The following is a 16,216-nucleotide window of genomic DNA, read 5'->3' on the forward strand; positions in this document are numbered from 1 at the left end:
TTTAGTGTATGGTAAGCGAGTTTATATTGATGCTAACCACTTGTTATTTGAAATAGCGCTACATTATTGCATATACGCAAGTGACTTCAAGGTATAGGTGTCGTTATACAGTGATATCTTCAAATAAGATCGGCATAAATGACATAAAGTTAGATAAGGATTTAATACGGTGAATTATTCAGTCTCCCCTTCTGCTCTCGCTGGCAAAACTATTTTAGTCACTGGTGCTGGTGACGGTATTGGTAAACAAGCAGCGCTACACTACGCACAGCATGGCGCAACCGTTATTTTGCTAGGGCGTACCGTGTCTAAGCTTGAAACCACTTACGATGAAATTGAATCTAAAGGTTACCCTCAAGCCGCAATCATCCCGCTGGATATGAAAGGAGCTACCAAGCAAAACTATCTTGATATGGCGGATACGATTTCAGATCAATTCGGTAAACTTGATGGCATCTTACATAATGCTGGCCTGTTAGGTTCAATTACACCATTTGAACAAATAGAAGAAACTGCGTTTGATGAGGTTATGCAAGTCAACGTTAAAGCTCAGTTATTAATGACTCAAGCTTTATTACCATTGATCAAAAAATCAGAAAATGGCCGAATTGTCTTCACATCTTCGACCGTTGGGCATATAGGTAAAGCCTACTGGGCCAGTTATTCCATTTCAAAATTTGCCACTGAAGGCATGATGCAGATTTTAGCCGATGAACTCAGTGATACGCCTGTGCGTGTCAACGCAATTAATCCTGGTGCAACACGCACGAAAATGCGCGCCTCAGCTTACCCGGCAGAAGATACCGAATTACTGAAAACACCAGAAGATATCATTCCCTTATATGTTTACCTCATGGCACCTGAAAGCCAGGAGATTCATGGACAGTGTATTGACGCACAACCAGAGCGTAACAAGCTATTCAAATAGTCCTCTCACTATGATGTTTTAAAAAACAATAAAGTCAGCACTATCGCTGACTTTATTTTTATCCCGAATTTAAGCTTTGCGCTCTGTCTCTTAGCCTTCAACAACCTTTAGCAATAACGAACCATCGTACAATGCTTGTTTAATTAATGCAGCACCAGGCATAGTCGTTTGAGTAAAGAACTTACATTCCACTATAGGGACATCTTTATGAAAAATAGGCAGGCTATATTGCTGTAATGCTTGTTCTATTGCAGGAAATAAAACCGATTTAGCTTTGGTCAAAGCGCCGCCGAGTAAAATTTTTTCAGGGCTAAAGATATTAATCATAATTGCAATGCCTTTGCCTAAATCTCTGCCTAATTTTTCGATCGCCTGCTTTGCAAGTGCATCACCCCTTAATGCTGCAGAACAGATCGTCTCCATCGTAATATTGTTAGTATTTAATGAGGTAGCGACGCCCTGCTCTACTTTTTCAAAGACCGCTTTACATACCGCGTCAGAAGACGCAATAGTATCCAAACAGCCTATTTTACCGCATTCACATAGAGCGCCATCAGGATCCACTTGTATATGTCCCAATTCGCCTATATTTCCATTACGACTATAAGCCAGTCGTCCATTTAAGATAACGCCAGCAGCAACCCCTTGATGATTGCTAATTAAGATTGAGTTGTCCACTTCCTGAGATTGTCCAAACAACATTTCAGCGAGCGCCCAAGCACACGTATCATTAGCAATAAAAACTGGCACACCGGTTTGCGCATAAATTGCAGGACCGAGCGCTAAGTTTTGAATATTAAAATGCGGCATCTGAAGGACTACACCTTCTGAAAAATTCACCAAAGCAGGTAATGTGACCGCAATGCTGGTTATCCTTTCGACTAAATGTGAGTGCTGTACAAAAAAAGACTCAATTTCATCAAGGATACGTTGCTGCAGTTTATCTTGATCGGATGCTTCAATATCAACTTTATAATCGGCAACGACATCACCGCCTAACTCGTGCAAAGCGATAATTAAGTACCCTTTTCCAAGGCGTATTGATAAAAACTGCCAACCCGTATTGTCGGTTTGTAAACCCACCGCCGGACGACCTCGACTCAGTGATTCTTGTACCACCGTTTCATGAATTAAATGCCCTTCCATTAATTCACGCGAAATTTTCGTTATGCTCGCGGGCGCTAAACCACTTAACTTAGATAAATCAATTCGAGAAATAGGGCCAAATTGATCGATAAGTTTATATACACGACCTGTATTGACTTGCTTGATTTGATCAATATGACCAGGCTGAGCCATGTACATAAAGTGCTCCTAATGAAAAACCAGTCGCAATTTTTTTACACTGCGAACTAATTGTGAAGCGCAATGCCACGGTTGCGTGACAGGTATCACGCTTAATTTCTAATTACGCGCTATTCTGACACTTTCAACTGACAAACAGGCATAAAATGAATATGCCCATATACATTTTCAAACAGTATTTTCGAAATAAAGCCATGAAATATCGTTTCAATTAATGGTAACGTAACAATAGTTTTTTAATCATAGATGGAGTTATGCATGTCTCAACGCTTAAGACGCACAAAAATCGTCACTACTCTTGGCCCTGCTACAGATAAAGATAATGTCCTAGAAGATATTATCAAAGCTGGTGCTAATGTAGTTCGGATGAACTTCTCACATGGTTCGGCAGAAGATCATATTATCCGTGCAGAAAAAGTTCGTACTATCGCAGCCAAATTAGGTATCCATGTCGCCATTTTAGGTGACCTACAAGGTCCTAAAATTCGAGTTTCAACATTCAAAGATGGCAAAATCCAACTCAATATAGGCGATAAATTCACCCTTGATAGCGACCTTGAAAAAGGTAAAGGTGACCAATATGCTGTCGGTTTAGATTATAAAGAATTACCAAAAGATGTCGCCCCTGGGGACATTCTTTTATTGGATGATGGACGCGTGCAGTTAAAAGTCACGAATGTAGACGGTAATAAAGTTCATACTGAAGTCACTGTCGCAGGCCCACTTTCAAACAATAAAGGCATTAACAAAAAAGGCGGTGGTTTATCCGCTGACGCCTTAACCGAAAAAGACAAGCAAGACATTATTACTGCTGCGAAAATCAAAGTGGATTATCTCGCCATTTCTTTCCCTCGTAATGGTGAAGATATGCATTACGCTCGCCGATTAGCGCGCGATGCAGGACTTGAAGCGAAGTTGGTCGCCAAAGTAGAACGCGCGGAAACCGTGATCAGCGAAGCAAGCATGGATGACATTATCTTAGCGTCTGATGTGGTTATGGTTGCCCGTGGTGACTTAGGTGTTGAAATTGGCGATGCTGAACTGGTTGGTGTGCAAAAACAATTGATTCGTCGAGCTCGTAGCCTAGATCGTAATGTGATTACCGCCACTCAGATGATGGAATCGATGATCACTAGCCCAATGCCAACCCGTGCGGAAGTCATGGATGTCGCCAATGCGGTTTTAGATGGTACCGACGCGGTTATGCTTTCAGCTGAAACAGCAGCTGGCAGCTTCCCGGTTGAAACCGTAAAATCAATGGCCGAAGTTTGTATAGGTGCGGAAAAAATGCCTTCCATCAACGTTTCCAACTACCGTTTGGATCGTAAGTTTCAATCTGCAGAAGAAACGATTGCTATGGCGACGATGTATTCAGCAAACCATATGGACGGTATTACAGCGATGATCTCAATGACTGAATCTGGTCGTACCCCATTGATGATGTCTCGCTTAAGCTCAGGGTTACCTATTTTTGCACTTTCTCGCAATGAAAGTACGCTTAATCGTGCAGCCCTATACCGTGGTGTGACACCCGTTTATTTTGAACATGATGCAGGCTCTGGCCTACCTTGCGCGCTAGCGGCAATTACAACCTTAAAAGAGAAACATCTTATCAATAAAGGCGATAAGGTCATTATCACTCAAGGTGATGTTATGGATTTAGTCGGTTCGACTAACTGCATGCGCATCATTGAAGTTGAATAATCACAATAAATAAAAAAGCAGACGCCTCCAATCTTAGAGGCATCTGCTTGATTCAACTTACCCGATTTTCATGATTGGCGCTGTAAGCCTTCGTAAGACTGCTCTAACACTTCCCAAAACTGCTTTTCAAACCCTTTTTGTCTCCCCGATGTTAATTCCGAGAAATACGACTGATACATTTTCCAAGCCCAAGCATCTTGATCCACATTATCCGGTGCATTTTTACGATACGCTTGGAATCGATGTGACAAGGTTTCTGGTGAAAATTCATTGAGTAAATACTTCAATGCTAACGCTGTTGCTTGATGCATGCGCTCACTATGTGACTCAATCGATTTAAAACTAGTTTCAATCGCTTGTACTGGCTCTAAATGAAACAGATTGCGCTCTTCTCCAAACATCAGGTTTTTCGTTTCCTCCGGAGAAAGCCCCATTTGCAATGGGTTATCTTGAATCGGTTGAAAACTACGATTCAATAAATGAAAAAATCCATCTTGTCGATTATGAATCGCTAATAAGCCTGCAATAGTCGCCTCTAAGGGGGCATTTATATCATCGGTAGTAGCATGAGTTGACGATAACATCCTTGGTTCCTTGTCTTGTTCATCGTGTTTAATAGATGAGGTAACCTCGGTGTTCGATGCTTGAACCTCTCGCACAGCGGGTGCTGGCAAATCAATATCGAGTTGAGGAATATATGAGGGAGTCGGTTCTTTTACACTGGATCCCGCCATTTCGGCCATCCGATAATGTGCTTCTCTTTCAACTTCGACAATTTTCAGATGGGCCCGAATTTGATACGAGCCGATACGGAAGACATCGCCATCTTTAACCTTAACCTGCCGTTGTTGCTCAAATTGAGGTGCTTCATCATTAATACCAATACCACCTTGGATATCAATAAGTTGATATTCTCCATTTTCAAAAGAAATCTGGCAATAAGGCGTGATTAAAGCATTATTAGGATCAGGCAATACCCAATGGCAAGTATCATCATTACCGATATAGCCACCTTCTTGTTTGAATTGATGCGATGCCGCACCACCTGTTTTTAAAAGTCGAGTATTCATCACAACAAAAGTAAGAAAAAGTTTCTCTTCCATGACCACTCCATAATACGCATTAAAGAGTATTTCAGTACTCAATCGGTACCAATACTCTGCAAATTCAATAGAAGGGATTGTGGCGGAAAATAATAAGGCAGGAATAACAGAGAGTAAGATTTGCGATCGACTTAACTTTCATTTCGATCGCAAATAGAATCAGATCACTTAATCGTTTTTGCTGATATAAGCATTTTGGTGGATGCTTGCCTTCGGGGGCGTCAAAGACATAAATTGCTGAATATAACGTCTACCAGCCTCTAAGCCTTGCTGATAATCAAACTCTAAATCTTCAGGCTTACTCAGTAAAGGAGAAGACCTTAAAGGCTGTTCTGGTGCTATTTGTAAGATAAAACAATCATCTGGCGGCTTAAGCATAAAGTTATGGGTAAGTGTAAACGTTTGATGATGTACCAACAGCATATCCATGATGCCGGCATCAAACTGATCGCCTAATAAATGACATAAGCGATATACATCACTGCTGCCAAATAACCAACGTCCACCATTTAACAATGGCTTAGCTTGTTCTGTTTCGATCAGTTGGGAGCGCTCAATACGTTGTTTTAAGAAGTTATCAAAGTCCAAACGCCAGTTGGCGGTTTTTTCAGCTAAACGAGCCTGAATAGATCCGATATGTTGATCTAATCCTACGCGATTTAAAAATGAATTCAGTAGTGTGTCACTTTGCTCTTGCTCAATTTCTTCTGTCAGAATTATTGGTTCAGTACGAATAACGGTTATTAATCTCGCTCCTTTTCGCCACGCTTCTTGGGCAGGAATCGCAGCCGACACACCTCCATCGACATAATATTTACCATTAATTTCAACTTCATGGCGATACAAAGCAGGAATAGCACAAGTGGCTTTCAGTGTATCCGCCCAATTATTCGTTGTGATTGGTAAATATTCATCATGAAGATCACTCATATTGGTTACCGCGGCATAGGCTTCCCGCTCTCCTAAGGCAAAACGGCCTGCGTGAATATCGAGCAAATAAGGTGGAGCCAACAATTGATCAAAGGCCCAGTCGAGATCTAATCGTTGTTTGCGACGAATATGTTTAAATAGTCGAAAAAACTCAGGACGAGTTGTTAATTCCGTAATAAAGGCTTTGCCTAAACCTCGTTGACGACAAAGATATGATGCGATATTAAGTGCTCCCGCTGAAGTGCCATAAAACACATCAAAAGGATCAAAGGACTCCTCAAGAAAGCTATCCAAAACACCTGCGGTGAATATTCCTTTTTGGCCGCCACCTTGTGCAACTAGAGCATGCCGTCCATTGGCATACTTATTGAGTGTGGTGAGGTCAAAAGACATTCCTTTATCGGTAATGACACCACTGTTTTTCACACCCTACTCCTTAAAGACAATGGTTGTAGTTTTCTTATTCAATCATTTTTATCAATGTGTTACGACGATAGCTGCAAACACGCCGAGGAAAACAATAATCGAACAAATAATAACTGCAGAAATTTTCAGATCACGACTCATAATAAAACCTCAAATAATTTAGACCCGCCAATACTAGCATGACTCAAGGTTATTGGCCTATGAAAGTCTCACTAAAGCTTCCATATTTTTATACTCATTTCAGTCATAAATCAATGAAGTTTCATGGGTTATTTCCAAGTATTTTCAGCTCAAAAGCGGACCAATTTGATACGAACAAATTTTATTGTTAATGACGAAATTTTGGCTCAATAACTATCAAATGATAGATATCTCTCGCGCGTAAAAACAAACTGCATCCAGCGGCCAATTTAGAACAAAATATCGTATCAGTTCATAAAATTGCACATTAAAACGACACTTAACACCGTAATCATAGAAATATAAATCTTATGTCATCTCGCAAATAGGTAGCGAATAACACCAACCAATATCGCTATAGCAGTTTAATCTATTATATTGATAAATTTATCAGGTTTTATCCAATATTTAACCTAGCATTTACATTTTGCAGCATCTATTGCGTTCTTTTTATTGAATATGTAATCTCAAACCATGCATAGGTGAAAATATCACCCACTGCAAACACACATTCAAAATATCAGAATAATAATCTGGAACTTAGCCAGTGAAACAGTATTTTAGACCAAGACTTTACGATTGTTTCAACTTGTTAAGTATCCATTTACGCAGTTACAGAGGATTTGTACATGAAAAGAGAACAGTGGGGCTCCCGAGCGGGGTTTGTTCTAGCGGCCGTAGGATCGGCAATAGGATTAGGTAATATTTGGCGTTTTCCATACATGGCGTATGAAAACGGTGGCGGTGCTTTCTTTATTCCATATCTTTTTGCCATGCTAACCGCGGGTATCCCGTTTATGATCATGGAATTTACCATGGGACATAAATTCCGTGGCTCAGCGCCAAGAACACTAGCAAAGATCAACTCAAAATTTGAATGGCTTGGATGGTTCCAAGTTATGATTGCCGCAGTAATCGGTGTGTACTATATCGCCATTATTGGTTGGGCAATTTCTTATGTTGGTCTGGCATTTACTCAAGGCTGGGGTAACGATCCAAATGCTTATTTCTTTGGTGAATATCTACAACTAGGTGGTGATAACTCCCCTAGCCAGTTAGGTAGCATTCAGTGGCACATTGCGATTCCGATGATTGTCGGCTGGCTTGTGACTTATGCTGCGCTGTTCGGTGGCGTAAAAGGTGGGATTGAACGTGCCGGTAAAATTATGATGCCTGTTCTCTTTATCATGGTTATCGCGCTCATTGGCCGTATGATTTTCTTACCGGGTGCTGTTGATGGTTTGAACTACATGTTCCAACCTGACTTTAGCCGTCTAACGGATCCTTCTGTTTGGTCTGCAGCTTATGGGCAAATGTTCTTCACGCTATCTGTTGGTTTTGCCATCATGCTGGCTTACTCAAGCTACTTACCGGAAAAATCGGATATCAGTAATAACGCTGTCATGACGGTTTTAATCAACTGTGGCTTCTCTATTCTCGCTGGTGTACTGATCTTCTCAGTATTAGGCTACATGGCACAAGAGCAAGGAAAACCACTGACCGAAGTTGTTTCAGCTGGTGTAGGCTTAGCCTTTGTGACCATTCCTGCGGCCATTAACTTACTACCGGCACCTTACATTCTGGGTCCGTTATTCTTCTTAGCATTAGTTGTGGCTGGTTTTAGTTCACATATCTCTATTATGGAAGCCGTAACTTCTGCCTTTATCGACAAACTAAAATGGTCTCGTCGTAAAGCGGCAAGTATTGTATGTGGTATCGGCCTTCTTGTTTCATTGGCTTTTGCTACCAATGGCGGTTTGTTACTACTTGACCTAGTCGATTACTTCATCAACAACATTGCACTACTCGCTAGCTGTTTCATCGAATTGCTTCTTGTGGGTTGGCTACTGAAAGCCGCAGACATTCGTAAACATGCAAACGCAGTATCAGAACTGACGATTGGTGTATGGTTTGATTTATGCATCCGCTTCTTAAGTCCAATCATGATCGCAATTATCCTGGCTAACAAGGTCATTGCGACGCTTACAGATGGGTATGGTGGTTACGATATGTCTGACCTATTAACTTTGGGTTGGGGTCTATTAGCACTAATGCTTGTGATTTCAATTGCTGTTAACTTAAAAAAATCTAAAGAGGCTTAATATGACGACTGGTGCAATTATTATGATGATTATTGGCCTTGGTATTACGTGGGGTGGCGCTGCATTGTGTATCCGCCGTGCAATGCAAGATAAATAACGCAACACACCAAGTGACATGATCAAACGATAAAGCCCGCAACGATAAAAAGTTGCGGGCTTTTTTATAAACATAAAAACTAGGTGAGTATTAAAGTGTCATTAAAAAGAGTAACGAATCCCTAGTGCAGCTTGAAATTCAACATCAAAATCATCTGGAATATTAATGACTGGTGCAAGTTGCGCATAAGTATCCCATTGGCTAGCAAAATTCCAATCTAAACCAAATGGTGCCCTAACCCCATAATCATTAAAGTAATGGTCAGAATCATGGTGAGGATTTCCACAACCATGATGACAAGAATCATCCCAATCATAAAATCCACCAACTGAGGCATACCAGGTAAAAGGGAGCTTTTGATTAAACTTACCCGTTAAGAAAATATAATCCGCTGCCATGCCATCATCACCAAGAGACAAATTGAGTTTATTATAGAGTTGCCCTACCACACTAAAGCCTCGGTCAAATCCAAAGCCAACTTTATAATCAGAATTATTGATATAAGATGGAATGGATGTCTTCGTTCTCACCCCTTCATCAGCCAGTACACTAGTGCTGATTCCGACTGTGATGCACCCTATAAAGAAATAGTTGCACTTATTGGTAATACTTAATTTCATCGGCCCTCCAAGACTCATAAATTAGATCATCATGATTAATAATCAAACTAAATAATTTAACCATAAGCATTACCGAGTTCGATCTACACACTGTTATTTATTTGCTAAATTTTTGTAAAAAAAAGCCAGTTGAGGATTACCCAACTGGCTTTAAAGCAGACCTATAGTACGTTAGTAATTAGTAATCAACTACTTGAGTTAAAAACTTCTTATCGTGCCATGGCTTGTGGTTGTGCGCTAGAAACTGTGCCCCGTTATAGAGAACATAGATGCCTAGCGTGGCAACACTAAAGTATATTTTTTGGAACTCACGCTTTAAGTAACGTGATTCAGTCATCGGTTCATCTGAAGTGGATTCAACCGATAGACGTAAAAAATATCGAGAAAATGAATTTTTAAGCAAACGGTAACAAAGCCAGTGATATCCCATGTACACGCCGATAGTAATAAACATGACACCAACGATAATCATCAATAGTACTGGTAAAGCGACCGCATCATTAAACGAGAAGGCAACACCGGTTCCTTGCGATGCATAAGCTAGCACCCCAAGGTAGATGTCTCTCGCTATCATGGCAAACATTTGTACAATTGCCATATCGATAACGAAAGCACCTACTCGCTTATATTTATGCTTAAAGCTCATTTAATTAACGGCCAAGCTTAGAGTTAATCGCAGCTTTATAACCAGCCGCTTGAGCACCGTAGATAGCCTGAATACCAGTACCACCGACTTTCACTAAACCTTTCGCGCCAAGTTGTTGAGTCCAGTAATCGTTATCTTTTACTTTATCACCATCTTTAACACTGATACGTAGACGTGTAATACATGCATCAACATCAACAATGTTGTCTTTACCGCCTAGCGCTTCGATCATTCCGTCAACTAGAGCGTCATTGCCGCCTTTACCTGATTTAGCATCACGGTATTCTTGTTTTGATACGGTTGCAACAGCACTACCTTTACGGCCAGGTGTTTTAACATCAAATTTCACAATGTACCAACGGAACAAGATGAAGTAGATTGGCGCATAAATGGCACCCACTAGTGGAATGTAGTACCAATGGTTAGTGGTACCGGTTAGACCAGGCAGCATACCAAACAAGCTGAAGTCAATGAAACCACCACTGAATGTCATACCAACTTTAACATTCAACAAGTCCATTAGCATGAAAGAGATACCTGCTAGTGGCACGTGGATGAAGTAGTAAAGTGGTGCAGACAAGAATAGGAATGTGAACTCGATTGGTTCAGTAATACCTGTCAAGAATGCAGTTAGTGCGATTGAGAACAATAGACCGCCAGCGGCTTTTTTGTTCTTTTCATCCGCTAGTGTATACATAGCAAATGCAGCAGCAGGAAGACCAAACATCATGAATGGGAATTTACCTGTCATGAAGTTAGTTGAAGAGAACTGAGAGTAATCGCCATTTGCTAGAGATGCAAAGAAGATGTTCTGAGTACCTTTAACTAATTGACCTGCGATTTGTGCTGTACCACCGATTTCACTTTGCCATAATGGTAAGTAGAATACGTGGTGAAGACCAACAGGGATCAATGAACGTTCGATGATACCGAATACAAACGATGCAATGAAGCCGTAACCAGAGGCAGAAAGATCACCAAGAGCACCGCCTAGAGAACCGAATAGTGCACCGACGAAAGGCCATACAAACACTAGAGCAATACCGTAGAATAATGCAGAGAATGCACTAACGATTGGTACAAAACGAGCGCCAGCAAAGAAGCCTAAGAAATCAGGAAGTTCAACATCATGGTATTTGTTATGCAAAATAACAGTGATACCACCAGCAATCAAACCGCCAAATACACCCATGTTCATGGTATTAGAAATACCCAGCATGTTACCCAGGATACCTGCGTATTCAGTACCCATTAGTACCACATTGCCATTATGAACCATACCAGCAACTGCAAGTGTTTTTGCAATTGAAACGTTCATTACTAGGAATGAAATTGTCGCAGCAAGTGCTGCTGCACCTTTTTCCGCACGAGCAAAACCGATCGCGATAGCAAGAGCGAATAAAAGTGGTAAGTTACCGAAAACGATATCACCGGCACCTGTCATAACCTGTAAAAAGTTATTTAAGATTGTGCCTTCTTGCAAAATTGAAATGTTGTATGCTTCAACCATTGTCTGGTTGGTAAAACTACCCCCGATCCCAAGCATAATACCAGCAGCTGGAAGCAGCGCTATCGGAAGCATTAATGCTTGCGACAGTTTACTAAAAAAGGCCTTCATAACCCCTACTCCTTTGATTTGAATTTTTGTTTTACTAAAATTTACAATTTATAATTATTGTCGGCGCACATTAGCCCCGAGCGATTTTCTTGTCAATCTGATAACGACTTTAACATCAACTTAGTGAAAGAAATTTGATCTTGCCAGAGATTTCTGTTGCATATATTTCATTGCCTAAAAAAAACAAGTGAAATTTTAACTTTTTTTCAATCTTTACAAATGTTACTAAAAATGCATTCCATTAACGTTTCAAAAACAATCGATTAAAGTTATTCGTTGTGACTTGAGCAATGGTATTAACATTACATTGATGCAAGTCAGCCAAAAAAGTGGCCACCTCTGAGACATAAGCAGGTTGATTTTCTTTTCCCCTATGCGGCACAGGCGCTAGATAAGGAGAATCCGTTTCAATGAGCAATCTATCTAAAGGCAATTGCTTCACCACTGATTGCAACTCCGTCGCTTGTTTGAACGTAATGATTCCCGACAGCGAAATATAAAAACCAAGATCCATTGCCGCCTTAGCAAATGCCAAATCTTCAGTGAAACAGTGAATCACTCCCCCACAACGCTCAGCATGACCATTCTTTAATACATCAAGCGTTTCAACCCGAGCATTCCTTGTATGAATAATAAGTGGCTTATCTAATTCATTGGCCACTTCCACATGTTGCTCAAATAGTTCGATTTGGCGTCTAGCGGTTTCAGGCTGATAGAAAAAGTCCAACCCAGTTTCACCAACGGCCACAACTTTTGAATGTGCTGCATAATGTTTAAACGTAGCGAGATCAAAATCACTTTCGCAATCTAAAGGATGTACACCACAAGATGCATGGATGTTATTAAAAGATTCGATCATGGCTAGCATTGCCGGAAATGCTTCTAATGTCACTCCGACACTTAACATTTGCTCGACACCTACTTGTTTCGCTTTTGCTACGACATCCGCCACATCTAAATGCAAGTCGTTATAATTTAACTTATCGATATGGCAATGTGAGTCAACTAACATAGTCTAGTTCCTGATTTCATAAGTCGCAAATAAGGTATTGATTTTGAATAAAGTTTAATTATTCGACGGCGTTTGTACTAAGGTGAGATACCAATCTACAATTAGCAATTCAGCATTCAAACCACTCGATGATTGTAGTGAATGAAGCATTTTTTGCAGATGCTGGTAATGAGAATAGGCACTTTCATACGAGGTACAGCCAAGTAATTGTTCAAATAAATGCGGAAAAGGCCCTTCACAAACACCAAAATGGGCTTTTTGTAAATCATTGAACAAGTAGAGTAACCAAGTCACTTTCTCAATAGGGTCGACTTTAAAAAAAGACTGAACTTCAAACAAAGAAAACGATCGGCTTTGTACTCCAGATAGAAGGATAGTGAGTAGCTGCTCCCACTCTTTTTGCTTTTCTTGCTTGATAAAGGACAAAGCATCAAGTGGCGACTGCCCATACATTTTTAAGATGAACCAATCTACCGTGACTTGGCGTGCGTTTTGGCCGTTTAACCAATCAAGCAATACTGCTCTACTGACCTTAGGTAACTGCCAATGTTGGCAACGGCTAATAATTGTAGGTAATAACTTGTGTTTATCTTGAGTCAACAAAATAAACACACATTGATCCGGTGGTGTTTCGAGTGTTTTTAACAAAGCATTAGAAGCCGATTCATTCATCGCTTCAGCTGGCTGAATAATGATAATCCGCTTACCGCCTAATTGCGATGACTCCATAGCATAACGGTTTGCTTCACGAACTTGCTCAACATTGATACCTTTACCCGGCTTCTCAGGCATAACCCAGTGGATATCAGGGTGATGGCCACCTTTGCTTAAATCACAGCTATGACAAAACCCACAAGCTTCATCATCTGAGTTTTTACATACTACTGCGGCAGCAAGACGATTGACTAACTCTTCAATTCCAGTGCCTACATTCGCACTACACAACATGGCATGAGGTATAGATTGCTGAGAAAGCATCAATTGCCATTGCTTCCACAATGGTTCTAACCAAGGATACAAAGTCATTAGCTTACCGCTTGTCCATTTTCAAACCACGTTTTTAATACAAGATTTAAATCATTCGCTACTTGTTCAACTGTTTGGTTAGCATTAATGATCATGATGCTCGGATCTTGTTCGGCGGCTTTAAGGTAACACGCGCGTGCACGTTCAAAAAAACCAAGGTCCATCTTTTCAATACGATCCAACTCCCCTCTTCCTCGCGCTCTTTCCAAGCCAATTTTAGGGTCGATATCCAAATATAAAGTGAGATCTGGTTTAAAATCACCAAGCGCAGTTTGCTTTAAGTTCGTCATAATTTCCGGTTGTATTTGGCGTCCAGCACCTTGATAAGCTTGCGAAGACAAATCATGACGATCCCCAAGTACCCATTGCCCTCGGTCAAGTGCAGGCTTAATGACATTTTCAACCAATTGTACCCGAGCAGCATAAATCATAAGTAATTCTGTAATATCGTGCAGGACTTCGCCTTCATGCTCTTCTTTCACTAATGCTCGTAGTTTTTCAGCTAATGCTGTACCGCCTGGTTCGCGGGTTTGTACCACGTCAGAGATTGAGTGTTGTTTCAAAATCTCAATAATCGTGCTGATCGCGGTACTTTTACCCGCGCCTTCTAGCCCTTCGACCACAATAAATTTAGCATTTTTCATTAGTTACTCTTATTTGCTCGTAATTTTCTTAGATAATCTCGGACGGCACGGTTATGCTCTACTAACGATTTACTGAACACATGCCCACCATTGCCACTCGCGACAAAATATAAATATGCGCTCTGCTCTGGATTGACAGCAGCTTGGATAGAATCAACGCCTGGCATAGCAATAGGCGTTGGCGGCAACCCATTGATGACGTATGTATTATAAGGTGTCGGTGTTGAGAGGTCTTTCTTGCGAATATTACCATCATATTTGTCGCCAAGGCCGTAAATAACGGTCGGATCCGTTTGTAACCTCATCCCTTTATTCAAACGATTCACAAACACCGAAGCAATTCGTTGGCGCTCTGATCCCACAGCTGTTTCTTTTTCAATGATTGAAGCCAAGATTAACGCATCATAAGGTGTCTTTAATGGTAGATTTTCTTGTCGTGTTTGCCACGCATTATCCAATTCATGGGATAACGATTGATGCGCGCGTTTTAAAATATCAAGATCAGACATGCCTTCTGTATAGTGATACGTCTCAGCTAACAACAAACCTTCTAATTTCTCACGACTTTCACCAAGCGCTTTAGCGATCTGGGCTTCTGTCATACCAGCGGTTTGATGTTGTAATCCTTTAGCACGGTTCAACTGTTCACGCCATTCAATAAAACGGCTACCTTCAATAAAGGTTATTGTGAATTGATATTCATCCCCTGCTACCATCGTCAGCAGTACTTGCTGTAGTGTTTCTCCTGGTGTGACTTGATAAGTACCCGCACGAATATGCACAACTTCAGGATGTAAATGAGGCAATAAACGAGAAAACGAACTCTTATTTATCCAACCATTTTTTTCTATCAACCACAGTGCACTCTTCAGCGTTTTTCCATGTTTAATGGTGATAAGTTGCTTAGAATCTAACTTTAACGGTTGTTGTAAATAGTTAGTCACTTCTGATTTTGCGTAAAACATCACTGCAATAAATGCGGCTACCGCAAGAAGCAGCACAATGGCTAATTTTTTTATCACGGGTTAAGTTTCTCCTGAATAGCGCGAGTTGTTGCGCCGATATTAAATTTTTCGTTATCAATTTGGATAATTGGAACAACACCATGTAAAGCATTGGTAATAAACACTTCATCAGCCCTGAGTACATCATTTAAGGTAAAATGATTTATATTGACCATTAATTTGTGCTGCTGTGCATACGCTAATACTTGTTTTCGCTTTATCCCTGCAACACCACTATTAGATAACTCTGGTGTATAAAGTGTACAACCGATGACCCAAAACAAGTTAGCGGCGCTCGCCTCTATGGCATAGTCTTGGATATTAAGCACGATATTATCATCGTACTCACTATCATCGATTTCTTTCTTTATTAGGACTTGTTCTAAACGATTATTATGTTTCAAACCGGCAAGCAATGGGTTCAATCCTAACTTCGTTGTGCTGATGCCAACTCTTATCCCTTCAGATTGCCATGTTGGGTAATGTGCAGGATAAACAAATGTCTGGATTGTAACTTGTGTATTACTCACACCTGTTGGGCTATACCCTCTCCCACCAGTTCCTCGACTCACATGTATCTTAAGCCCACTGAATGCGAGTTGTTTATGATCGGAGGCATCAATCGCCGCTTCAACCCACTCTTCCACTTTATTCCAATCAAGAGGGGGAATAAAAAGCCGCTGGCAGGTTAATTCGATACGCTCTTTATGCTCACTGAGCAATAGCGGTTGACCATATTTTACTAAAACGGTGGTAAAGCAACCATCACCATATTGAAATGAACGGTCGCTGATAGATACGTTTTGCTGCTGAATTCCATTTACAAAAAACATAATCATCCTATTGCCGTTCATTGGGTGCATCATAGCAA

Annotated in this window: 15 protein-coding genes; 4 read left to right on the plus strand and 11 right to left on the minus strand. The window is 40.7% G+C overall.

The features are described from left to right. Positions 1-169: 169 nt before the first annotated feature. The gene (locus VRUMOI_RS07925; RefSeq protein ID WP_089140245.1) at positions 170-928 is read left to right on the plus strand and encodes a YciK family oxidoreductase; all 759 of its coding nucleotides are present in this window, start codon (positions 170-172) and stop codon (positions 926-928) included. Between the two features lie 90 nt (positions 929-1,018). On the opposite strand, the gene mlc is transcribed toward VRUMOI_RS07925, so the two are convergent. Beyond that, the gene (mlc, locus tag VRUMOI_RS07930) at positions 1,019-2,233 is read right to left on the minus strand and encodes a sugar metabolism global transcriptional regulator Mlc (protein WP_089140244.1); all 1,215 of its coding nucleotides are present in this window, start codon (positions 2,231-2,233) and stop codon (positions 1,019-1,021) included. A gap of 258 nt (positions 2,234-2,491) precedes the next feature. Here mlc and pyk point away from each other — a divergent pair, with 258 nt between their 5' ends. Next, a complete protein-coding gene (gene pyk, locus VRUMOI_RS07935; RefSeq protein ID WP_089140243.1) occupies positions 2,492-3,937 on the plus strand; it encodes a pyruvate kinase in 1,446 nt (481 codons plus the stop codon). A gap of 68 nt (positions 3,938-4,005) precedes the next feature. Here pyk and tagH read toward each other — a convergent pair whose 3' ends face one another. Continuing rightward, the gene (gene tagH, locus VRUMOI_RS07940) at positions 4,006-5,040 is read right to left on the minus strand and encodes a type VI secretion system-associated FHA domain protein TagH (RefSeq protein WP_089140242.1); all 1,035 of its coding nucleotides are present in this window, start codon (positions 5,038-5,040) and stop codon (positions 4,006-4,008) included. A 168-nt stretch (positions 5,041-5,208) separates the two neighbouring features. Next, the gene (locus VRUMOI_RS07945; RefSeq protein WP_089140241.1) at positions 5,209-6,396 is read right to left on the minus strand and encodes a patatin-like phospholipase family protein; all 1,188 of its coding nucleotides are present in this window, start codon (positions 6,394-6,396) and stop codon (positions 5,209-5,211) included. An 809-nt stretch (positions 6,397-7,205) separates the two neighbouring features. Between VRUMOI_RS07945 and VRUMOI_RS07950 the strand changes: the two genes are divergently transcribed. After that, positions 7,206-8,678, plus strand: a complete 1,473-nt coding sequence (locus VRUMOI_RS07950) for a sodium-dependent transporter (protein ID WP_089140240.1) — start codon at positions 7,206-7,208, stop codon at positions 8,676-8,678. Position 8,679: 1 nt separating this feature from the next. Beyond that, positions 8,680-8,775 (plus strand): MetS family NSS transporter small subunit, encoded by a 96-nt coding sequence (locus tag VRUMOI_RS07955; RefSeq protein ID WP_089140239.1) that lies wholly within the window; start codon positions 8,680-8,682, stop codon positions 8,773-8,775. A 101-nt stretch (positions 8,776-8,876) separates the two neighbouring features. On the opposite strand, the gene VRUMOI_RS07960 is transcribed toward VRUMOI_RS07955, so the two are convergent. From VRUMOI_RS07960 to pabC, 8 genes are all read right to left on the minus strand, one after another. Further along, the gene (locus tag VRUMOI_RS07960) at positions 8,877-9,395 is read right to left on the minus strand and encodes a hypothetical protein (protein WP_089140238.1); all 519 of its coding nucleotides are present in this window, start codon (positions 9,393-9,395) and stop codon (positions 8,877-8,879) included. 178 nt (positions 9,396-9,573) lie between these two features. Then, entirely contained in the window at positions 9,574-10,041 is a 468-nt protein-coding gene (locus tag VRUMOI_RS07965; RefSeq protein ID WP_089140237.1) for an RDD family protein, read from the minus strand. A 4-nt stretch (positions 10,042-10,045) separates the two neighbouring features. After that, on the minus strand, positions 10,046-11,659 hold the full coding sequence (locus VRUMOI_RS07970; RefSeq protein WP_089140236.1) for a PTS transporter subunit EIIC: 1,614 nt from the start codon (positions 11,657-11,659) through the stop codon (positions 10,046-10,048). A gap of 241 nt (positions 11,660-11,900) precedes the next feature. After that, positions 11,901-12,671, minus strand: a complete 771-nt coding sequence (locus VRUMOI_RS07975) for a TatD family hydrolase (protein ID WP_089140235.1) — start codon at positions 12,669-12,671, stop codon at positions 11,901-11,903. Between the two features lie 54 nt (positions 12,672-12,725). Further along, positions 12,726-13,697, minus strand: a complete 972-nt coding sequence (gene holB / locus VRUMOI_RS07980) for a DNA polymerase III subunit delta' (RefSeq protein ID WP_089140234.1) — start codon at positions 13,695-13,697, stop codon at positions 12,726-12,728. Then, entirely contained in the window at positions 13,697-14,341 is a 645-nt protein-coding gene (tmk, locus tag VRUMOI_RS07985) for a dTMP kinase (RefSeq protein WP_089140233.1), read from the minus strand. The genes holB and tmk overlap by 1 nt, the downstream gene beginning before the upstream one ends. After that, the gene (gene mltG, locus VRUMOI_RS07990; RefSeq protein WP_089140232.1) at positions 14,341-15,363 is read right to left on the minus strand and encodes an endolytic transglycosylase MltG; all 1,023 of its coding nucleotides are present in this window, start codon (positions 15,361-15,363) and stop codon (positions 14,341-14,343) included. The genes tmk and mltG overlap by 1 nt, the downstream gene beginning before the upstream one ends. Continuing rightward, positions 15,360-16,178: an aminodeoxychorismate lyase gene (pabC, locus tag VRUMOI_RS07995; RefSeq protein WP_089140231.1), complete on the minus strand. Its 819-nt coding sequence runs from the start codon at positions 16,176-16,178 to the stop codon at positions 15,360-15,362. Before pabC ends, mltG begins: the two co-directional genes overlap by 4 nt. Positions 16,179-16,216: the final 38 nt, after the last annotated feature.

The sequence above is a fragment of the Vibrio rumoiensis genome (genome assembly GCF_002218045.2).
Taxonomy (GTDB): domain Bacteria; phylum Pseudomonadota; class Gammaproteobacteria; order Enterobacterales; family Vibrionaceae; genus Vibrio; species Vibrio rumoiensis.